Source organism: Pseudomonas sp. S2_E02, from assembly GCF_054668355.1.
Genome location: NZ_CP162761.1, coordinates 1606377 through 1627382 on the forward strand (window position 1 = coordinate 1606377; position 21006 = coordinate 1627382).

General features: G+C 59.0%; 15 protein-coding genes. 7 read left to right on the forward strand and 8 right to left on the reverse strand.

Annotation, left to right across the window (positions count from 1 at the left end; all coding sequences use genetic code 11):
• Nucleotides 1-4: 4 nt before the first annotated feature.
• From AB4O01_RS07275 to AB4O01_RS07295, 5 genes are all read left to right on the forward strand, one after another.
• Nucleotides 5-1579, forward strand: coding sequence for an ABC transporter ATP-binding protein (locus tag AB4O01_RS07275; RefSeq protein WP_460091157.1), 1575 nt, complete (start codon nucleotides 5-7; stop codon nucleotides 1577-1579).
• 167 nt (nucleotides 1580-1746) lie between these two features.
• Nucleotides 1747-3153 carry a sigma-54 interaction domain-containing protein gene (locus tag AB4O01_RS07280; RefSeq protein ID WP_186621386.1) on the forward strand — a complete coding sequence of 469 codons (1407 nt, stop codon included), beginning with the start codon at nucleotides 1747-1749 and terminating at the stop codon, nucleotides 3151-3153.
• Between the two features lie 307 nt (nucleotides 3154-3460).
• Nucleotides 3461-4852 carry a GntP family permease gene (locus AB4O01_RS07285; RefSeq protein ID WP_093430962.1) on the forward strand — a complete coding sequence of 464 codons (1392 nt, stop codon included), beginning with the start codon at nucleotides 3461-3463 and terminating at the stop codon, nucleotides 4850-4852.
• Nucleotides 4853-4859: 7 nt separating this feature from the next.
• On the forward strand, nucleotides 4860-5633 hold the full coding sequence (gene hbdH / locus AB4O01_RS07290) for a 3-hydroxybutyrate dehydrogenase (protein WP_093430959.1): 774 nt from the start codon (nucleotides 4860-4862) through the stop codon (nucleotides 5631-5633).
• A gap of 153 nt (nucleotides 5634-5786) precedes the next feature.
• Entirely contained in the window at nucleotides 5787-7742 is a 1956-nt protein-coding gene (locus AB4O01_RS07295; protein ID WP_460091159.1) for an acetoacetate--CoA ligase, read from the forward strand.
• A gap of 48 nt (nucleotides 7743-7790) precedes the next feature.
• Here AB4O01_RS07295 and AB4O01_RS07300 read toward each other — a convergent pair whose 3' ends face one another.
• Together AB4O01_RS07300 and AB4O01_RS07305 are read right to left on the reverse strand one after the other, a co-directional pair.
• Nucleotides 7791-11555, reverse strand: coding sequence for a hypothetical protein (locus AB4O01_RS07300; RefSeq protein ID WP_460091161.1), 3765 nt, complete (start codon nucleotides 11553-11555; stop codon nucleotides 7791-7793).
• A gap of 131 nt (nucleotides 11556-11686) precedes the next feature.
• Nucleotides 11687-12796 (reverse strand): PilT/PilU family type 4a pilus ATPase, encoded by a 1110-nt coding sequence (locus AB4O01_RS07305; RefSeq protein WP_414926166.1) that lies wholly within the window; start codon nucleotides 12794-12796, stop codon nucleotides 11687-11689.
• A 113-nt stretch (nucleotides 12797-12909) separates the two neighbouring features.
• Here AB4O01_RS07305 and AB4O01_RS07310 point away from each other — a divergent pair, with 113 nt between their 5' ends.
• Nucleotides 12910-15447 (forward strand): hybrid sensor histidine kinase/response regulator, encoded by a 2538-nt coding sequence (locus AB4O01_RS07310; protein ID WP_460091162.1) that lies wholly within the window; start codon nucleotides 12910-12912, stop codon nucleotides 15445-15447.
• Between the two features lie 51 nt (nucleotides 15448-15498).
• Complete coding sequence (locus AB4O01_RS07315; protein ID WP_007912322.1) at nucleotides 15499-15774, forward strand: peptidylprolyl isomerase; 276 nt, start codon at nucleotides 15499-15501, stop codon at nucleotides 15772-15774.
• A gap of 107 nt (nucleotides 15775-15881) precedes the next feature.
• Here AB4O01_RS07315 and kdgK read toward each other — a convergent pair whose 3' ends face one another.
• From kdgK to AB4O01_RS07345, 6 genes are all read right to left on the reverse strand, one after another.
• Nucleotides 15882-16820, reverse strand: a complete 939-nt coding sequence (kdgK, locus tag AB4O01_RS07320) for a 2-dehydro-3-deoxygluconokinase (protein WP_460091164.1) — start codon at nucleotides 16818-16820, stop codon at nucleotides 15882-15884.
• 131 nt (nucleotides 16821-16951) lie between these two features.
• Nucleotides 16952-18166 (reverse strand): amino acid deaminase, encoded by a 1215-nt coding sequence (locus AB4O01_RS07325; RefSeq protein ID WP_460091166.1) that lies wholly within the window; start codon nucleotides 18164-18166, stop codon nucleotides 16952-16954.
• A 39-nt stretch (nucleotides 18167-18205) separates the two neighbouring features.
• Entirely contained in the window at nucleotides 18206-18970 is a 765-nt protein-coding gene (locus AB4O01_RS07330; protein ID WP_093430933.1) for an IclR family transcriptional regulator, read from the reverse strand.
• Between the two features lie 156 nt (nucleotides 18971-19126).
• Nucleotides 19127-19516 (reverse strand): RidA family protein, encoded by a 390-nt coding sequence (locus AB4O01_RS07335; protein WP_007912330.1) that lies wholly within the window; start codon nucleotides 19514-19516, stop codon nucleotides 19127-19129.
• 30 nt (nucleotides 19517-19546) lie between these two features.
• Nucleotides 19547-20338, reverse strand: coding sequence for an amino acid ABC transporter ATP-binding protein (locus tag AB4O01_RS07340; protein ID WP_093430931.1), 792 nt, complete (start codon nucleotides 20336-20338; stop codon nucleotides 19547-19549).
• The gene (locus AB4O01_RS07345; protein WP_116254839.1) at nucleotides 20335-20997 is read right to left on the reverse strand and encodes an amino acid ABC transporter permease; all 663 of its coding nucleotides are present in this window, start codon (nucleotides 20995-20997) and stop codon (nucleotides 20335-20337) included. The genes AB4O01_RS07340 and AB4O01_RS07345 overlap by 4 nt, the downstream gene beginning before the upstream one ends.
• Between the last annotated feature and the right edge of the window lie 9 nt (nucleotides 20998-21006).

Here is a 21006-nt window from a genome sequence, read left to right on the forward strand (position 1 = left end):
GGCCATGACTGACAACCTGATTGAAATCCGTAACCTCAACGTTGCCTTCCATGACCAGAGCGTGGTGCGCGACCTGTGCCTGGACATTCGCCCCGGTGAGTGTCTGGCCCTGGTTGGCGAGTCGGGTTCAGGCAAATCGGTGACTGCCCATTCGATTCTGCAATTGCTGCCCGAAAGCGAAGCGCAAACCACTGGCAGCATTCGCTATCGCGGACAGGAACTGATCGGCGCCGATCCCAAAGTCTTGCGCGAACTGCGTGGCAACCGCATCGCCATGATTTTTCAGGAACCGATGACCTCGCTGAATCCGCTGCACACCATCGAAAAACAGATCGGCGAAACCCTGCTGCTACACCGTGGCCTCGGCGGCAAAGCGGCGCAGGCGCGGATCCTCGAACTGCTCGGACTGGTGGGCATCCAGAAACCCAAGGAACGCCTCAAGGCTTACCCGCATCAACTTTCCGGCGGACAACGCCAACGGGTGATGATCGCCATGGCCCTGGCCTGCGAACCGGAGCTGTTGATCGCCGACGAACCGACCACCGCGCTTGACGTGACCGTGCAGCGCAAGATCCTGCTGCTGCTCAAATCCCTGCAACAGCGCCTGGGCATGTCGCTGCTGCTGATCAGCCATGACCTCAATCTGGTGCGCAGCATTGCGCAACGCGTGTGCGTGATGAAGGCCGGGGAAATCGTCGAGCAGGCACCCTGCGAAACCCTGTTTACCGAACCGAAGCATCCTTACAGCTGCGTGCTGCTCAACGCCGAGCCCGAAGGCGAAGCACTGCCTCGGGATGAGCGCGAAAACGTGCTGGAAGTTGACGATCTCAAGGTTGAGTTTGTCGTCGGTGGCGGTCTGTTCCAGCGCAAGCAGTACCTGCGCGCGGTGGATGGCATCAGCCTGAGCATCCAGCGTGGCAAGACGCTGGGCATCGTCGGCGAGTCGGGTTCGGGCAAGTCGACGCTGGGTCAGGCGATCCTGCGTCTGCTCGACTCCGAAGGCAGTATCCGCTTTCAGGGCGAGGCACTCGACGGTCTCAATCAGAAGCAAATGCGCCCATGGCGCCGCCAGATGCAGGTGGTGTTTCAGGATCCGTTCGGCAGCCTCAGCCCGCGCATGTCAGTCGCGCAGATCATCAGCGAAGGCTTGGAAGTACACTGCGAGTCGACGGCTGATGAATGCGATGAGCAAGTCATCCGCGTACTCAAAGAGGTCGGTCTCGACCCGCAAAGTCGCCATCGCTATCCCCACGAATTCTCCGGTGGCCAGCGCCAACGCATCGCTATCGCCCGAGCTCTGGTGCTGAAACCGGCGCTGATCCTGCTTGATGAGCCGACGTCGGCGCTGGATCGCACGGTGCAGAAACAAGTGGTCGCCCTGCTCCGCCAGCTTCAGGAAAAACACGGTTTGACCTATCTGTTCATCAGCCACGATCTGGCGGTGGTGCGCGCCCTGGCCCACGACATGATCGTGATCAAGGACGGCAAAGTGGTCGAGCGTGGCGCCAGCCATGAGGTGTTTGATGCGCCGCAGCATCCGTACACCAAAGAGCTGTTGGCGGCGGCGCATCCGGGGTAGGCATAATCTGTGCTCGACCTGAAACCGGGTCACGGCTTTCGCGAGCAGGCTCGCTCCCACAAGGTTCACGGTCGTTTACAACATTTGTGAACAACCCGGTTCACTGTGGGAGCGAGCTTGCTCGCGAAAGGGCCGGAACAGGCAACATACAATCAGGATCAGCCTCCATGAACACCACCGAAAGCCTCAAGGACTACCAACGGGTGCGCACCTTGGCGATCCGTTCGCTGTTCGAGATCATCGAGCAGTCCAGCGAAGGCACGGTGATTGTCGACCGCGATGCCAACATCGTCTGGATGAACGAACGTTATGCTCGGCGTTTCGGTCTTGAATCGGCTGCAGGCGCGATCGGCAAACCCTGTGAAAGCGTGATTCCCGGCAGCCTGTTGCGGGAAGTCGTGCGCACCGGTCGCCCTATTCTTCTGGACATGCAGGACACACCGAAGGAGCCTTTGGTGGTGATGCGCCTGCCGATCCACGATGACGCCGGCACGGTCATCGGCGCGATCGGTTTTGCCCTGTTCGACGAGTTGCGCACGTTGTCACCGATGCTCAAACGCTACTTGAGCATGCAGGAAGAACTGGCCTCGACCCGTTCTCTGCTGCGCGCCCGGCAGACCAAATACAACTTCGCCCATTTCATCGGCACCAGCGCCGCCAGCCTTGAAGTCAAACGCCGCGCCCGGCGCAGTGCCAGCGCCGAGTCACCGGTGTTGCTGCTCGGTGAGACCGGCACCGGCAAAGAGCTGCTGGCCCAAGCGATTCACAGTGCCTCGCCACGGGCGCACAAAGCATTCGTCAGCATCAACAGCGCGGCAATTCCCGAGGCACTGCTGGAGGCGGAATTTTTCGGCACGGCACCGGGCGCGTTCACCGGCGCCGACCGCAAGGGTCGCACCGGCAAGTTGCAGATCGCCCAGGGCGGCACGTTATTCCTCGACGAGATCGGCGACATGCCGCTGCCCTTGCAGAGCAAGCTGCTGCGCGTGTTGCAGGAAAAGGAGTTCGAACCGGTCGGCTCCAACGAGGTGATTCAGAGCGACGTGCGCGTGATCGCTGCCACCTCGACCGATCTGCAAGCGGCGATCAAGCGCGGCGAGTTCCGTGCCGATTTGTACTATCGCCTGAATGTGTTGCCGATTCAGGTGCCGCCATTGCGTGAACGCCTTGATGATTTACCGGCACTCAGTGAAGCGATTCTGGAAGAACTGCGCAGCCAACACGAACTGCACCGGGATGCGCTGGCATTGCTCGGACAGCACGCGTGGCCGGGGAACATTCGCGAACTGCGCAATGTGCTGGAGCGAGCGGCGTTGCTCAGTGATGACTTGATGCTGACCGAGCAGGATATTCGTGCGGCGATTGGCACGTTGACGCCGGTCGAGCGTGCGCTGACGCCAATGGCTGAAGCGTCGGTGTCTGAGACGTTCACCGAGGCGCGGGCGCGTTTCGACCGGCAACTGATTCAGTCGACCCTTGTGCAATGCGCGGGAAACGTGCCGGAAGCGGCGGCTCGACTGGGGCTTGGGCGGTCGACGTTGTACAAGAAAATGGTGGCGTTGGGAATCGCCTGAATCTCTATATAGAGACGTTAATCTCTATATGTAGATATGCATAAAGGAGTGCTTCGCACTCATCGCGAGCAGGCTCACTCCTACAGTTTTACCGGTGTACACATCCCCCCTGTAGGAGTGAGCCTGCTCGCGATGACGCCAAATCGATCAACACTATCTCAAAACAGAGACAAACAACTCATTCGCCACTCAATCACTCAGATTAACTTCATATATTTCAATTGCTTACGTATCTGGCACAGATCTCGCTAACACCTCTCCCACACCCGTTCTACCCACAAAAATAACAATTCTGGAGAGACACACCATGAGTGTGATCATTGCCTTGGCAGCCCTGGCGCTGCTAATGCTGGCCGCCTACCGTGGCTACAGCGTTATCCTCTTCGCCCCGATTGCCGCCCTCGGCGCAGTTCTGCTCACCGACCCTTCCGCCGTTGCCCCTGCGTTCACCGGGGTGTTCATGGAAAAAATGGTCGGCTTCATCAAACTGTATTTCCCTGTATTCCTGCTCGGCGCTGTGTTCGGGAAGTTGATCGAACTGTCGGGCTTCTCCCGTTCGATTGTCGCGGCGGCCATTCGCTTGCTCGGCACCAAGCAAGCGATGCTGGTGATCGTGCTGGTCTGCGCTCTGCTTACTTACGGCGGCGTGTCGCTGTTCGTGGTGGTCTTCGCGGTCTATCCGTTTGCTGCCGAGATGTTCCGCCAGAGCAATATCCCCAAGCGGCTGATCCCGGCCACCATCGCTCTCGGCGCTTTCTCGTTCACCATGGACGCCCTGCCGGGCACGCCGCAGATCCAGAACATCATCCCCAGCACCTTTTTCAACACCACCGCATGGGCGGCGCCGTGGCTGGGGGTGATCGGCACGATTTTCGTGTTCTGCACCGGCATGCTGTTTTTGCAGCGGCAACGCAACAAGGCGCAACGTGCTGGCGAAGGATACGGCACTGAATTGCGCAACGAGCCGGAAACCGCTGAAGATCTGAAACTGCCAAACCCATGGCTTGCCCTGTCGCCATTGCTGGCGGTGGGCATCATGAACCTGCTGTTCACCCAATGGATTCCGCAGTGGTACGGCAAGACCCACAGTCTCGCGCTGCCGGGCATGGCGGCTCCGGTGACCACCGAGATCGCCAAACTGACGGCGATCTGGGCCGTGCAGGCGGCTTTGCTGGTCGGCATTCTGATGGTGCTGGCGTTTGGCTTTCAGGCGATTCGCAGCAAGCTCGCCGAAGGCAGCAAAAGTGCCGTAAGCGGCGCATTACTGGCGGCGATGAATACCGCCTCGGAGTATGGCTTTGGCGCGGTGATCGCGTCGCTGCCAGGCTTTTTGGTGCTGGCGGACTGGCTCAAGCAGATTCCCAATCCGCTGGTTAACGAAGCCATCACCGTGACCCTTTTGGCCGGTATCACCGGTTCCGCTTCCGGCGGCATGAGCATTGCGCTGGCGGCGATGTCCGAGCAGTTCATCAGTGCGGCCCACGCCGCGAACATTCCGCTGGAAGTGCTGCACCGCGTCGCCGCGATGGCCAGTGGCGGCATGGACACCCTGCCGCACAACGGTGCGGTCATCACCTTGCTCGCGGTGACGGGCCTGACCCACCGCGAAGCCTACAAAGACATTTTCTGTATTACGCTGATCAAGACCCTGGCGGTTTTCGTAGTGATCGGCACCTTCTACGCCACTGGCATTGTGTGAGGTATTCATGACGACTCTTTCCGGCAAGACCGCGCTGGTGACTGGTTCCACCAGCGGCATTGGTCTGGGCATCGCACTGAGCCTGGCCAAGGCTGGCGCGAATCTGATTCTCAATGGTTTTGGCGACGCGTCGAAAGTCATCGCCGAAGTCGCCCGGTTCGGCGGCATGGTCGGCCATCATCCGGCCGATGTCAGTGACCCGGCGCAGATCGCCGACATGATCAATTACGCCGAGCGCGAATTCGGCGGTGTCGACATTCTGGTCAACAACGCCGGCATCCAGCACGTCGCCGCCGTGGAGGATTTTCCGGTCGAGCGCTGGGACTCGATCATTGCCATCAACCTGTCTTCGGTGTTTCACAGCACGCGTTTGAGCTTGCCGGGAATGCGCGCCAAAGGCTGGGGGCGGATCATCAACATCGCCTCCGTGCATGGCCAGGTCGGCTCGACCGGCAAAGCGGCATATGTCGCCGCCAAGCACGGCGTGATCGGCTTGACCAAAGTGGTCGGCCTGGAAACCGCGACCAGCAATGTCACCTGCAACGCGATCTGCCCGGGCTGGGTGCTCACGCCACTGGTGCAGAAGCAGATCGACGACCGTGCGGCCAAGGGGGTCGATCCGCAGCAGGCGCAGCATGATTTGCTGGCCGAGAAGCAACCATCGCTGGAATTCGTGACGCCGCAGCATCTGGGCGAACTGGTGTTGTTTTTGTGCAGCGAGGCTGGCAGCCAGGTGCGCGGCGCGGCGTGGAATATTGATGGTGGGTGGTTGGCGCAGTAATGCTGCGTCCCTGTAGGAGTGAGCCTGCTCGCGATAGCTTTGTGTCAGTTAACTTTTACGGTTCTGGCACACCGCTATCGCGAGCAGGCTCACTCCTACCGGGGATAGGTGAACCGCCCAAGCTTTGTGCATGAATAAAACAAGAGGCAAACAATGTCCGACATCCTCTGGCAACCCGACGCCAACCGTATCGCCCAGTCGCGCATGGACACCTTCCGTCGTGCGGTCAATCAACGCCATTCACTGAAAGTCGACGATTACCCTGCCCTGCACCAATGGAGCGTCGAGCAGCGCGCGGAATTCTGGCAGGCGATTGTCGATTTCTTCGATATCCGCTTCCACACGCAACCCGATGCCGTGCTGCGCGAAGGCTCAAAGATGCCCGACGCCGAGTGGTTTCCAGGCGCCACGCTGAACTTCGCCGAACACCTGCTGCGGCGGCGTGACGATGCCGTGGCGGTGATCAGCGTGGCGGAAAACGGTCAACGCGAGCAGTTGACCTGGGCCGAACTCGCCGAGCATGTCGCCGGATTTCAAGCCGGTCTGCGCGCCGCCGGTGTTGGTCTTGGCGATCGCGTCGCCGCCTGCATGCCCAATACCTGGCAGACCCTGGTGGCGATGCTCGCCACCACCAGCCTCGGTGCGATCTGGTCGTGCTCCTCACCGGATTTCGGCACCCATGGGGTGATCGATCGCTTCGGCCAGATCGAACCCAAGGTGCTGCTCACCTGCGCCAGTTATCGCTATGCAGGCAAAGTCATCGCGCAGACCGACAAAATCAACGGAATACTCGAGCAACTGCCAACCCTGAGGCAGTTGATCATCGTGCCTTACGCCCAGCCGCAGGCCCGTGTCGAGGCATACAAGACTCCCGCCGAAGTGACTGTGTGGGATGACTTTTATCAGGTCGGCGGCGAACCGGACTTTGTCCCGGTGCCGTTCCATCATCCGCTGTACGTGCTGTATTCCAGCGGCACCACCGGCGTGCCGAAATGTATCGTTCACAGCACCGGCGGCGTGTTGCTGCAACATGTCAAGGAACACGGCCTGCATTGCGATCTCGGCCCCGGCGATCGACTTTTCTACTACACCACCTGCGGCTGGATGATGTGGAACTGGCTGGTCTCGGCGCTCGCGGTCGGCAGCGCCGTGGTGCTGTACGACGGCTCGCCGTTCCACCCGGACAACCAGCGTTTGCTCGACTTGATCGACGACGAGCGCATCAGTGTGTTCGGCACCAGCCCCAAGTTTCTCGCCACCCTGGAAAGCAGCGGCGCCAAGCCCCGGGAAAGTCATGATCTGAGCAGCCTGAAGACGCTGCTGTGCACGGGCTCAGCGTTATCGCCGCAAAGCTATGACTTCGTCTATCGCGACTTGAAAGCGGATGTATGCCTGGCGTCGATGTCGGGCGGCACTGATATTGTTTCGTGCTTCGTCAACGCCAATCCGCTGTCCTCGGTGCGGCGCGGCGAGATCATGGGCAAGAGCCTGGGCATGGCGGTCGAAGTCTGGAATGACGCCGGCCAACCGGTGCTTGGTGAAAAAGGTGAACTGGTCTGCACCCGGCATTTCCCGGCCATGCCGATTGGCCTGTGGAATGACCCGGACGGCGCAAAATTGCGGCAATCGTATTTCAGCCTGTTTCCCGGGGTCTGGGCACAGGGCGATTACGCCGAGCAACGGCCTCACGGCGGGATGCTGATCCATGGTCGCTCTGACGCAGTGCTCAACCCGGGTGGCGTGCGCATTGGCACAGCGGAGATCTATCGGCAGGTCGAGAAAGTCAGCGAAGTGCTGGACAGCGTCGCTATCGGTCAGCAGTGGCAGGATGACGTGCGGGTTGTGCTGTTTGTGAAGTTGCGCGAAGGGCTGGCTCTGGATGACGCATTGGAGCAACGCATTCGTCAGGAGATCCGCGCCAATACCACCCCAAGGCATGTACCGGCGAAGATCGTTGCGGTGACGGACATTCCGCGCACCATCAGCGGCAAGATTGTCGAACTTGCCGTGCGCGAGGTGGTGCACGGCAGGCCGGTGAAAAACACTGATGCGTTAGCCAATCCCGAAGCGCTGGAGCAGTTTCGGGATCGGCTGGAACTGAGCATTTGAACCCGGCGCTGATACGCTTACGGCAAGCGTTGGCGACGGTGCCTGGCGTCAGCGGGGTTTGTTCAGCGTAATCACAACCGGCTGACCAATCGCTCTACCGCCACTGGCATCGAGTGCCCTGCGAATGATCGTCATGTTGCGGTCGAATGTCGTTTTGTCCGTAGCCATTTGACTCAGTAACGAAGTGGCAATTGCCAGCGAGTCGGCATTCTCAAAGGCCTTGGATACCGCATGATTGCCAGCGATCGAGTCCGCGACAGGGAGGTTGCCGGACGCAAGATTCAGCAACTGCGCTACATCCAGTCGCTGCCCGCTGTGGCTTGCATGCTCTGTGTCCGTGGCGTAGCCGACATCCACGGTCTGCGCACTGCCATGGAACAGTTCATGGATCAGGTCATCGGCCACCACGTCATGGTTGAAGCCCAGATTGACGAAGTGTTTGTTCAGGTTTTGAGTATAAATCTCGATAAACGCAATACCCGATGCGTCGTTGGAGCTGGCACTTTTCCATCGCTTGTAGTTGTTCACATCAAAAGAGGCGAGTGTCTCGTTATGCTTCACTGCATCGAGAAGCGTGTTGCTCACCGAGAAGCCAGCGAAATCAAAGCGAATCAAGCGCAGATAATTCACCAGTCGATCGGTCGCTACCTGCGACGTGTTACCGAACAGTGCCTTCATCAGCAGATCGCCGTCTCGCTTGAACTCATGTCGGCTGATCACAGCAATAGCGTTGTCAATCTTCGCCCGAGCGCGAGGCAGACTTGTTTCGATGAAGTTGCGCGTGTAGCTCGCGGGAAGTGTCTTGGTCGAATACGGCAACTGCAAGGGCGTTTGATAGGCGAAGCCGCTCAGCGGTTGACCCCACAACTTGCCACGGCGGTTCAAGGCGTACCATTCGTTGCCACTGCGGGCCGCCTGAACAACAACGCTGCCAGGCGTGCCGCGAGGTTGCCAGTGACCCAACCCCAAATGGGTACTTTGCGACGCACCGAGCAAATCATAGGACTGCCGACGACCACTGAGTTTGTGCAATTGGCTGTTGGCCCTGGCAACCAGTTCATGGCTGTTTTTGCTACAACGCAACAAGCCCTTGTTCACCAGTTTTCCGCCCGACTGAATGCCAGAGGGCACCCCATCCAGCGGGTTGAAAAGGGAAACGGCCGAGGTGAATGCCAATCGGGTAAAACGCGCCGCCCTGGATGTGGTTGAAATAGCCTTCGCCGAAATGCTCAAGACTTTGGAGGTGGCTCCTGTCACCGTGCCCACCAGGCCGATGCCATCCATCAGACATCCGTAAACTCCGTCGACGACCTTGTCATGTTCACCCGAGGCAATATCCTCGATGCACTTTTTGAAAGGCACCACCAGGTCGATGAAATAAGTCAGCAATCGCTCGCCCTCCTCCCTGGAAAGTTCAAGCGGAGTCGGGACGCGTACCAGTTCTCTCAGCTCGTTCTTGTTCAGATAAGGTCGATTTTTAACCAGAAACGTGGCGATACGTTCGATATTCGCGTCGTTGAATTTTTGATAGAACCCTGACTTTGGCGTCGACGATGCTCGCGGTGCGTTCAGCAGGCCAAAATTATCGATAATGGCCATGCTGCTGGTGATCGAAGAGTCCTCGGCAGCCGCATGGGTATAGCGTTTTACATCGAGCGGCAGGAGTTGCGTCGCGGTGATGCTCAGTGGAAACGTTAGATCCGCACTGGCACTCATTCTTGAACGTTGGCGCAGTTTTCGCTCTCGCTTGATGAAAGCCGCCAAGGCGTCATTTTTTCGAGTCTCGGCACGCGATGTGAACAGTTCGTAGCAGATGTCCGCATTCTCGTGAGACGCATACATCACAATGCCAAAACGTCCCGTGGCGGCATCTCTGCTTTGCATTGTTTCCTGGTCAAGATCAATTTTCAGGGGCCCGCCCAGGCCGCGCGATTTAGAATAAATGGCGGACTCGCGTACGGTCAGAAAGTGAATATCGGCATTCATGAAGACTTGCAAATCCGCCTCTGGCATCTGTGCCAAAGCCAGTTTCACGCTAGACAACATGGCGCTGTTCAAATCATCGAAATGCACAGCCAGCTGACGATCCATCTCCTCGTCACAGGATCCTAGCTTCAACAGGTTCGGGTAACGCGCGTAAAGGCTGACACCGGACGGGTTGTAGTTGATGGCCGGCCTGAGGACACCGTTAGTGACCAGGCGCACGGTACGTCTATCCCACTGGCCAGTGACCAGATCACCTGATTGATGCAAGTCGACCATCGACATGACTTGCTGTCCGCCTTTCTCGGACAGTGCTTTTTCGTCCAGGCTGTCGCAACCAGGCGCGGCGACTTGCAAAGCGGATCGGGCAATCTTCGCTCTGTCGGGTAACGGCGTCGAAAATGCCTTGGCGATTTGAGCGAACGTTTCCGAGTGGCGCTCGAATGCGTCAATTGCACGTCGGGTAGTGGTTTGCTCGGCCTGCTCGAGTTCAGCGGCGGTCACAATCTGGTTGATCAATGCCCAATCGACGATCGGGTCAATCATGGCCAGGTCACGCTTGTGTTTCTGCGACTCACTGACCGGTTCAAGTTCGCCATACGCCATGACCTGCGCATAGGTCATGCCACGCGTCGCACCGGTTTTCAGTGTCTCGACCAGCATGACGGCGCGACAGAAATTGATCCATCCAATCGAACCCAAGGTAACCGACGAGGGAATCTCCCTGACCAGAAACTCGGGTGCGTTGCGTGCCAACAGCAAGTGGGCAACCAACGGCTCCAGACCAGCCTCAACCCATTGTCGGGTTCGCAGCACAGCCGTCAGCGCCTCAAGTATGACCGAGGGGTGACGATCAACATTTTTCGGCGCATACAGATCAAGTCCGACCACGCGATTACGTTGCATGCCGTGACCAATCGATGGATCAAGGTCGAGCAATATCGCCGTCATCAGCAATTGCCGGAGAATGTCATCGGAAGCCTGCTGTCCCTCGTTCACACCGAACCAGCCCAGTTCTTTCAGGTAGTCACCGGCGAGATTCAGAGCAATCGGATGATTGACGAGTTCAATGACCCGTTGAGCCGCACGTTCATGTGTGACGGCGGCGCGACCGGTAACATTGTAGAGGGCCGTGAGAAGTTTTCTGTTGGGCAACAACTTGGCAGTCGCATTACGAATAGCTGAAAACTGTTCCTCGCTTAATACGACCAATGCCGGATCTTCGGTTTGAAAATGCTCCCAGTAGTTGCCCGGCTCTGGCACTGGCGGATCAAACTCGAATAAATCGATCAAATTCCTGACCTTTGCCTTGTTGTCGGGCAAGTTTATGTCATGAAAGCGGAACCATTGATCGAGGGTTATAGCGTTATCAGGCCATATATAACCACCGGCCACTTTTGCTATATCCGAAATCAACGTCAGTGCAGATTGTGTCGGAACACTGTATTCAAAGTGCCGCGCCGCGACCAGATCCACCCACCCCCTGACCGCACGGACTTCCATCTTGCCGTCGGGCGTAACACGCAGAAGTCCGTCATGATCGCTTGCGCCTTCCCTGGCAATCGCACCGAATACCGGGCCGGTAGCAAGCAACTGATTAAGCAAAAGACTGCCGGGATTATAGATCTCGAACAACGACGATCCGGTTTGCAACTCTACTTCATGCCCATACCAATTGATCTTTTGATCATCCGTGTATTGGCTTAACGCCCCCTCTAGTTGAGCCAAAACCAATTGACGCTCAACGGCATCGGCTTCATCCCTGCTCTTCCATTCGGAAAGAGCAACAGGCGAAGACCAGAAGGTTTTATTCCGGGTCTTATCATTCATATTAGAACCTCATCAAGTTAATTAGCTGACAACTTCAGCGCGATGACGTTCTACTTTCTTTGATACGACCAATCCATCTAAAAAACATGAATAACTGTTTCCTGGCGCCCCCACAAACAATCAAGAAAATATTAATCGATCAAACCCCATTCTTCGGACGCTGTATCGTTACCAGCATTTGCCTCTTCAGAAAGTTTCATCCGTAACTTCAGATTATTCACCGAATCTGCATTCTTTAAAGCTTCCTGTGCACTGATTGCACCTTCAGCGACTAATGCGTACAGCGCCGCATCAAATGTCTGCATACCCAGTTCGGTGGATTTTTCCATTATCGGTTTCAGCTCCTCGAACTGTCCGCGCCGAACCAGATCTGCGATGGTTGGCGTGCCCAACAGCACCTCGACAGCCGCCCTGCGTTGCCCATCGACGGTGCGCACTAAGCGTTGCGAGATAAATGCTTTCAGGTTGTTTCCCAGCGTATGCAACAACTGCGGTCGCCGTTCTTCCGGGAACATATTGATAATCCGATCCAGTGCCTGATTGGCGTTGTGCGCGTGCAACGTCGAGAGCACCAGATGCCCGGTATCGGCAAACGCCAAGGCATGTTCCATGGTTTCGCGGTCACGGATTTCGCCGATCAGCACCACGTCCGGTGCCTGGCGCAGGGTGTTTTTCAGGGCCGCGTGGAAGCTGCGTGTATCGACCCCGACTTCCCGTTGATTGATGATCGAGCGCTGGTGGCGATGGATGTACTCGATCGGGTCCTCGATGGTGATGATGTGCCCACTGCTATGGCGGTTGCGGTGATCGATCAGCGCGGCCAGCGAGGTCGACTTGCCCGAATCGGTGGCCCCGACAAAGAGGATCAACCCCTGCTTGAGCATGACGGTGTCGAGCAGTACTGTCGGCAATTTCAGATCGGCAAAACGCGGGATGTCGAGTTTGACATTGCGAATGACGATCGATACATCGTTGCGCTGCTTGAAGATATTGACGCGAAAACGCCCGATGCCCGCTCGCGAAATCGCCAGGTTCATTTCCAGATCCCGGTCGAACTCCCGTCGTTGCTCGGCGTCCATCAGGGAGGCGCCGATGGCGGCGGTTTCACCGTTCTTGAACGGGCGTTCGCTCAACACTGTGAGCACGCCGTCAATGCGCGCACTGGGCGGTGCTCCCGTGGAGAGGAACAGGTCCGAACCGTTTTTATTGGACAAAATTGACAACAGTGCATCGATTTCCATGGCAAAAAGCACCCGCGAAGCATTCAATGAACAGACAACGGCCTGCGCCTGGCGCAGATCAACTGCAACAATGATAGACGTCGCCTCAACGAACCACGCTCAGGATTGATGTAATGAATGCTGTACCGAACACCGATGACGCACAAGCACTGATCGCCCGTACCGACTGGAGCCGCAGCCCCCTGGGCGCTGCCGGCAACTGGCCGCAGAGCCTGCGCACCGCGGTGGACATCGTGATTCACTCGCCGATGCCGATGCTGTTGTTGTGGGGGCCGCAGCTCACGCAGATCTACAACAACGGTTTCGCCCTGCTTGCCGGCCACAAGCATCCGCACGCTTTCGGACAGCCTGCGCACCAGATCTGGCCGGAACTTCGCGACTTTACCGACCCTATTTACAGCGCCGTCCTACAGGGCCAGGTTCGCACCTACAGCGAAAGACGCTTCACCCTGCAACGAGACGGCAGAGAATCCGACTTCTGGCTGGATCTGACCTATAGCCCGATTCGTGATGAGACCGCGCAAGTTGCCGGAATCCTCGTCACCGCCATCGAAACCAACGAACGCCGCCGCATCGCTCTGGAGCTGCAGCGACGCTCGGAAGAAAGCCTCAAAGCCCAACGGGAAACCGAGGAGCGCCTGCAACTGGCCCTGGCTGCGACCGATGCTGTCGGCACCTGGGATTGGGACATCGGCGAAGACCGCTTTATCGCCGATGCGCATTTCGCCCAATTGCATGGCGTCGACCCCAGCCTCGCCGGCCGGTTGCCGATCAGCGACTACTTGCAAGGCGTGCACCCGGAAGACCGCGCCATGATTGCGCGCAGCATCAAGCACTGCATCACCCACGGCACCGAATACGCTGAGGAATATCGCTTGCAGCAAGGCGATGGCGAGGTGCGCTGGGTGTTCGCCCGCGGGCGCTGCTACAAGGATCATCATGGCCGGCCCATGCGTTTTCTCGGCGCGGCGCTGGACCTGACCGAGCGCAAACACACCGAACAGGCGTTGCGCCAGAGCCAGACCGAACTGCAACTGATCATCAACGCCATGCCGATCCTGATCAGTTATGTCGACTGTGAAGAGCGCTTTCGCCTCAACAACGCGGCCTATCTGGACTGGTACGGCCTCACGCCACAGGAACTCTACGGGCGCACGATTCGCGAAGTCATCGGTGAAGAAGCGTATTTCCTGCGCCGGCCCTACATTGCCGAGGCGCTGGCCGGCAGACCGTGCTCATTCAGCCTGTATACCCCGCACCGCGATGGCAGCAATCGCCACGCGCTGATGAATTATCTGCCGCGTTACGCCGCCGACGGCGCGATCAGTGGTTTCTATATCTTCGTGATCGATGAGACCGAGCGCAAGAAAACCGAAGAAGCCTTGCGCAATCTCAACGAAACCCTGGAAGAACGGGTCAGCGCCCGCACCGAACAGTTGGCCCAGGCCAACCAGCGTTTGCAGAACGAGATGTTCGAACGCGAGCGTGCCGAAGATGCCTTGCGCCACGCGCAGAAGATGGAGGCTGTCGGCCAGCTCACCGGCGGTATCGCCCACGACTTCAACAACATGCTCACCGGGATCATCGGCAGCCTCGATTTGATGCAGCGCTACATCGCCAACGGCCGGGCTGACGAAATTGGCCGTTTTACCGAAGCCGCCGTGTCATCGGCCAACCGTGCGGCAGCGCTGACCCATCGATTGCTGGCGTTCTCGCGGCGCCAGTCGCTGGATCGCAAAACCCTCGACGCCAATGAACTGGTGCATTCGCTGGAAGATCTGATCCGCCGTACCAAGGGCGACCCGATCGAACTCACCCTGCGTCTGGCCGAGAACGTGTGGCCGGTCAGCACCGACGTCAGTCAGCTGGAAAACGCCTTGCTCAACCTGGTCATCAATGCCCGTGATGCAATGCCCGATGGCGGTGAACTGGTGATCGAAACGGCCAACGTCTACCTCGACGGCAGCGACATCACCACGCTCGAACCGGTCAAGGCCGGCGATTACCTGATGCTGGCGGTCAGCGACAACGGCACCGGCATGACGCCCTCGGTGCGTTCCAAGGCCTTCGATCCATTCTTCACCACCAAGCCCATCGGCCAGGGCACCGGGCTGGGGCTGTCGATGATTTATGGGTTTGCCCAGCAGTCGGGTGGTCATGTCAGCCTCGACAGCCTGCCGGGCCAGGGTACTTGCGTGCGCTTGTACCTGCCGCGCTTGTATGGCGTCGAACCGGAACGGCCGGCCATCGTCGCCGTTGAACAACCGTCGGCGACGGCGACCGGTGAAACCGTGATGGTGGTTGAGGACGACCCGGCGGTGCGCATGCTGGTGCTCGATCTGCTCCGGGAGTTGGGTTATCAGGCCCACGAAGCGGAAGATGCCAAGACCGCCCTGCCCCTGCTGGAGTCCGATCTACGCGTCGATCTGCTGGTCACCGACGTCGGCCTGCCGGGCATGAACGGCAGGCAACTGGCGGAGATCGCCCGCCAGCATCGGCCGGGCCTCAAGGTGTTGTTCATGACCGGTTATGCGCAGAAAGCCGCCGAGCGTCAGGGATTTCTTGAGGATGGCATGGACATGGTTGCCAAACCCTTTGCCATTGAGCTGCTGGCCAGCAAGATCCGCACGATGATCAGCCAAACCCCGTGACTTGAGGCATAATCCGCGCCCCGCCGTCACCCCGTTATCAGGTATCGCACGATGAAAGCCCAAGCCCGCCACATTCTGGTGAAAACCGCCGAAGAGGCCGAACAGCTCAAACAACGCATCGCCAAGGGTGAAGCGTTCGATGTGCTGGCGAAGAAATTCTCGACCTGCCCGTCCGGCAAGCGCGGCGGTGATCTGGGTGAAGTGCGGCCGGGGCAGATGGTCGGGGCGATTGATGCGGTGATTTTCAAAAAGCCGCTGCGCACCGTGCATGGGCCGATCAAGAGCAAGTTCGGGTATCACCTGGTGCAGGTGTTTTACCGCGATTAGTGCTTGGCTCCAGGGCCTCTTCGCGAGCAGGCTCGCTCCCACATTTGGAATGCATTCCCTTGTGGGAGCGAGCCTGCTCGCGAACCGATTGCGCAGCAAGCGGCCATTCAAGCCTGTTTCGGAATCAATGCCCCCGGCACCTGAATCACCTTGCTGGCCAGCAGATGCCCGGCCTCGGCAGCCTCCGCCGGACTTCCGCCCAGCAATCGACTGGCCAGATACGCCGCACTGAACGAATCCCCCGCCGCCGTGGTATCCACCACTTTCTCTACCTTCTGCGCCGGCACTTCAAATGTCTCGCCATCACAACGAATCAGACACGCCTCGGCGCCACGCTTGAGCACCACTTCCAGCGTGCCGAACTGCGCGTAAGCAGCAAACACCGCTTCGCAATCAGCGAAACCAAACAGCGCCTGTTCGTCATCCACCGTCAGCAACGCCAGATCAACGTACGGCAACACGTTGCGATAAGCCGCCCGCGCGTCTTCGACCGAGGCCCACAGGCGTGGCCGGTAATTGTTATCGAAGACGATGCGCGCATCCCGCTGCCGCGCTTCGATCAAAGTCTGGATAAGTTTTTCCCGGCCCAACGCACCGAGCACAGCCAGGGTAATGCCGCTGAAATACAGCACATCGTAATCCGGCAACGCCGCCAGAATCGGCTCGGCGGCCGGGGTGGTGAAACAGTCACGAACTGCCGCTTCGTTGCGCCAGTAGAGAAAACGCCGCTCGCCGCTGGCATCGGTCTGGATGCAATACAGGCCCGGTAAACGCCCCGGCAGACGCTGCACCAGATCCAGGCCAATGCCTTCATCGGACCAGATCTGGCACATGGCGTCGCTGAAGCTGTCGTCACCCAGTGCGGTGACGTAATCGACCTGCGCCTTGTCGCCCATGGCGCGGGACAGATACACCGCGGTGTTCAGGGTGTCGCCGCCGAAGCTTTGTTGCAGGCTGCCGTCGGCGCGTTGCTGCAGTTCGATCATGCATTCGCCGATCAGGGCAATGCGTGGGGGGTTCGGGCCCAGGGGGCTGAGGGTGTTCATTTTGTACTGTCTCTGGTTGATCGTTGGTGTCTGGACTGGCGCCTTCGCGAGCAGGCTCGCTCCCACAAGGGAACGCATTCCAAGGGTGGGAGCGAGCCTGCTCGCGAATGGCCGCGACTCGGTCTCAAGCTTTAGAAACAAGTCTCCATGCTCTCGATCACCGACAACTGCTCATCCACCAACAACCCCACACGCCACTTGTCGAACGTCAGGCACGGGTGCGACGTACCAAAGGAAATGATGTCGCCCACGCGCAACTCAACGCCCGGCGCCAGCGTCATGAACGCGTGCTGGTCCATCACCGCCGTGACCTTGCACGCACCGACGTCATCGCCCAGCGCCGGCACCACACCCGCCTTGTAACGCAGCAACGGCACCGGCAAACCGGCATCGAACGCAACATCACGCTTGCCCAGTGCGATCACCGCAAAACCCGGCTCGGGCAGCGACTGCACGTGGGCCCAGACTTCCAGCGCCGGGCGCAAACCTTCGTGCAGGTCACTACGGCGGTCGAGCACGCAGCACTGCGCCTCTTTGTAGATGCCATGGTCGTGCGCCACGTAGCTGCCCGGGCGCAACACGCTGAGGAAACGTCCAGCAGCATTCTGCGCTTCGAACGACTCGGCAATCAGGTCATACCAGGCCGAACCCGAGGCGGTGATGATCGGCTTGCCGATGGCGAATGCGCCGCTGTCCTGCAACTGCACCGCCAGGCGCACCAGCGACGCGGCAAATTCACGAATGCCGCTGACCGCGTGATCGCCGTGAATCACCCCTTCGTAACCTTCGATGCCGGTCAGGGCCAGCGCCGGTTGCGCGCTGATTGCCTTGGCCAGCTCCATGACTTCCTGCTCGCTGCGGCAACCGCAACGCCCGCCGACCACGCCGTACTCGATCATCACGTTGAGCTTCACCCCGCGCGAGGCGAAGTACGCGCCGAGATCGGCGACGTTGTCCGGGTGATCGACCATGCAATAGAAATCGAACGACGGATCGGCAAGCAGATCGGCGATCAACGCCATGTTCGGCGTGCCGACCAATTGGTTGGCCATCAGTACCCGACGCACGCCATGGGCATAAGCCGCCCGGGTCTGGGTCGCGCTGGCGAGGGTGATGCCCCACGCGCCGGCGTCGAGCTGACGCTTGAACAGTGCCGGGGTCATGCTGGTTTTGCCGTGGGGCGCGAGTTCCGCGCCGCTGTCGCTGACGAATTTCTGCATCCAGTGGATGTTGTGCTCCAGCGCTGCACGATGCAGCACCAGCGCCGGCAGGCTGACGTCACGTACCAGGTGCGCGCCGATGGCAGCGTCGCCCTTTTCTCCAGCAGTATTGATGGCAGTGGTCATGGTCGAACTCCTCACATTCGCGGCTGCAGCCAGCCGCCGTTATTCGTTGATCCGCCGGGCGAGGCTGTTGGCGCTCTCGATCAGCACCCGGCGATAGTCGTTGTAATTGTTTTTCGCATCGGCCCGTGGCGCGACGATGCACAAGGTGCAAATGGCCACGCCTTGCGCGTCTTTGACCGGGGCGGCGAAGCAATGGGTAAAGGTGTCGGCAACACTGTCGAAGGAGAAGAAACCATCGATGCCGGCCTGACGGATTTCCGCCAGAAAACGCTCCAGCGGCAGGCGCTCGCCGTCGGGCAGGATGAAGTCGTTTTCGTCGATCAGGTCGATGATCTGTTGATCGCTTAAATGCGCAAGCAGCAGGCGCCCGGAAGCGGTCCACGGGATGGGGGCGTTTTCACCGATGTCGGAGGAAATGCGGAAATGCCGCTCGCCCTCCTTCATCAGTGCCACGGTGTATTTACGCCCGTTGAGCAGGCACATCTGCGCGGTTTCACGGGTCTGGCTGACGATCTCCTGCAAGGCATGATCGGCCTCGCGGCTGAGGTCGAAATGACGCAAATGCGCCTGACCGAGGAAGTACAGCTGCCGGCCCAGGTAGACATGACCGTCCTTGCCCACCGGCTCCAGAATTCGCCGTTCCAGCAACGATGCAACCAGTTCGTAGACCGTGGATTTCGGGCTGCCGATGCCGTTGGCGATGTCATTCGGGCGCAGCGGCTGGCCGATCTCCTTGAGGAAATCGAGAATATCGAACGCCCGGTCCAGACCGCGAGCCCGGCGTTTGATGGTGTCTTCGGTCATTTCAGTGGTTCCCATTCAAAGTCGCCGGGAGTTTACCGCTAATGATCGTTCCCATGCTCCGCGTGGGAACGCAGCCCGGGACGCTCTGCGTCCCTTGGAACGCGGAGCGTTCCGTGAGGCGTTCCCACGCAGAGCGTGGGAACGATGATGTGTAGTTCAAGCCTTCTTCTTGTAGGCGATGCAATCGATCTCGACCTTGCAATCCACCATCATGCTCGCCTGCACGCAGGCCCGCGCCGGGGCGTGCTCAGGCTTGAAGTACTCGCCAAAAACCTTGTTGAAACTGCTGAAATCCCGCGGATCATCCAGCCACACGCCGGCACGCACCACGTCTTCGAGGCCATACCCGGCCTCTTCGAGAATCGCGATCAGGTTCTTCATGGTCTGGTGGGTCTGCTCGACGATGCCGCCAACAATGATTTCGCCATCCACCGCCGGCACCTGGCCGGACACATGCAGCCAGCCATCCGCTTCAACGGCGCGAGCGAAGGGACGTGGCTGGCCGCCAGCGGCGGTGCTGCCGGTGCCGTAACGCGTAATGCTCATGGGTGTTTCTCCTGATGTGAAAACGTAAGATTAAAACCGCGTATTTTTCAGAAACTCAGCCAGACGCGGCGATTGCGGACGTTCGAACAGTTCCTTGGGAGGCCCCTGCTCTTCGATCCGCCCCTGATTCATGAAAACGATTTTGTCCGAGACCTCGAAGGCGAAACGCATCTCGTGCGTCACCAGCAGCATGGTCATGCCGTCTTCGGCCAGGCCCTTGATCACGTTGAGCACTTCACCAACCAGCTCCGGGTCGAGAGCCGAAGTGACCTCATCGAAGAGCATCAGGCTCGGGTTCATCGCAATCGCCCGGGCAATCGCCACACGCTGTTGCTGACCGCCGGACAACTGACCGGGAAAGTGATTGCGTCGCTCCAGCAAGCCGACGCGCTCCAGCCATTTTTCGGCGAGCGCCACAGCTTCATCCTTATGCATTTTCTTCACCTTGAGCAGGCCCAGGGTGACGTTCTGCAATGCGGTCAGATGCGGGAACAGGTTGAATTGCTGGAACGCCATGCCGGTCATCGCACGATGGCGGGCGATGAGTTTTTCCGCATGCCGCACACGCTTGCCGTTGACCTCGTCATAGCCGATGGATTCACCGTCGAGCAGGATCTGCCCACCCTGGAATTCTTCGAGCATGTTCACGCAACGCAGCAGCGTGGTTTTACCCGAGCCGCTGGAGCCGATCAGCGTGACCACGTTGCCGCGCTGCATGCTCAGATCGACACCTTTGAGCACTTCGACTGCACCGTACTGTTTGTGCAGGCCACGGATGTCCAGCAACGCCTGATTCTGTGGGGAAACTTGAGCTTGAGTCATGGCAGGGCCACCCGCTTTTCAATGTGCCGGCCGAGTAATTCGATGCCGTAGTTGATGACGAAGAACAGAAAACCGGCGAACAGGTAGAACTCCAGGGTCATGAAGTTCCGGGCGATGATCTGTTGCGTGCTGAGGAGCAATTCGGCGACGCCGATCACCGAGAGCAAGGTCGACGCCTTGACGATTTCCGTGGACGAGTTGACCCAGGTCGGCAGGATCTGCCGCAGCGCCTGTGGCAACAATACGTAGCCAAGGGATTGATAGAACGTCAGACCGATGGCTTTGCTCGCCTCCATTTGCCCGCGCGGCAAGGCTTGCAATGCACCGCGAACAATCTCGGCGACGTGGGAACCGCAAAACAGCGTCAGGCCCAAGGCCCCGGCCTGAAATGCGCTGATCTGCCAACCGAGTGCCGGCGCCATGTAGAAGCAGGCCAACACCAGCACAAACACCGGTGTGCCACGAATCAGGTCGACGTAAAAACGAAACGGCGCGCGCATCCAGAATTTGCCGTAGGTCAGCACCAGACCGGTGATCACGCCGAGCATCGTGCCGAGCAGAATCGCCAGCGCCGACACTTGCACGCTGGTCAGAAAACCCTGCCACAACGGCTCACGCGCGAGCCACAATTCATGTAACCAACTGGGAGATTCGTACATCGCAGCCTC

Coding starts and splice junctions, on each gene's coding strand:
- AB4O01_RS07275 (WP_460091157.1), top strand. CDS start 5: ATGACTGACAACCTGATTGAAATCCGTAACCTCAACGTTGCCTTCCAT.
- AB4O01_RS07280 (WP_186621386.1), top strand. CDS start 1,747: ATGAACACCACCGAAAGCCTCAAGGACTACCAACGGGTGCGCACCTTG.
- AB4O01_RS07285 (WP_093430962.1), top strand. CDS start 3,461: ATGAGTGTGATCATTGCCTTGGCAGCCCTGGCGCTGCTAATGCTGGCC.
- hbdH (WP_093430959.1), top strand. CDS start 4,860: ATGACGACTCTTTCCGGCAAGACCGCGCTGGTGACTGGTTCCACCAGC.
- AB4O01_RS07295 (WP_460091159.1), top strand. CDS start 5,787: ATGTCCGACATCCTCTGGCAACCCGACGCCAACCGTATCGCCCAGTCG.
- AB4O01_RS07300 (WP_460091161.1), bottom strand. CDS start 11,555: ATGAATGATAAGACCCGGAATAAAACCTTCTGGTCTTCGCCTGTTGCT.
- AB4O01_RS07305 (WP_414926166.1), bottom strand. CDS start 12,796: ATGGAAATCGATGCACTGTTGTCAATTTTGTCCAATAAAAACGGTTCG.
- AB4O01_RS07310 (WP_460091162.1), top strand. CDS start 12,910: ATGAATGCTGTACCGAACACCGATGACGCACAAGCACTGATCGCCCGT.
- AB4O01_RS07315 (WP_007912322.1), top strand. CDS start 15,499: ATGAAAGCCCAAGCCCGCCACATTCTGGTGAAAACCGCCGAAGAGGCC.
- kdgK (WP_460091164.1), bottom strand. CDS start 16,820: ATGAACACCCTCAGCCCCCTGGGCCCGAACCCCCCACGCATTGCCCTG.
- AB4O01_RS07325 (WP_460091166.1), bottom strand. CDS start 18,166: ATGACCACTGCCATCAATACTGCTGGAGAAAAGGGCGACGCTGCCATC.
- AB4O01_RS07330 (WP_093430933.1), bottom strand. CDS start 18,970: ATGACCGAAGACACCATCAAACGCCGGGCTCGCGGTCTGGACCGGGCG.
- AB4O01_RS07335 (WP_007912330.1), bottom strand. CDS start 19,516: ATGAGCATTACGCGTTACGGCACCGGCAGCACCGCCGCTGGCGGCCAG.
- AB4O01_RS07340 (WP_093430931.1), bottom strand. CDS start 20,338: ATGACTCAAGCTCAAGTTTCCCCACAGAATCAGGCGTTGCTGGACATC.
- AB4O01_RS07345 (WP_116254839.1), bottom strand. CDS start 20,997: ATGTACGAATCTCCCAGTTGGTTACATGAATTGTGGCTCGCGCGTGAG.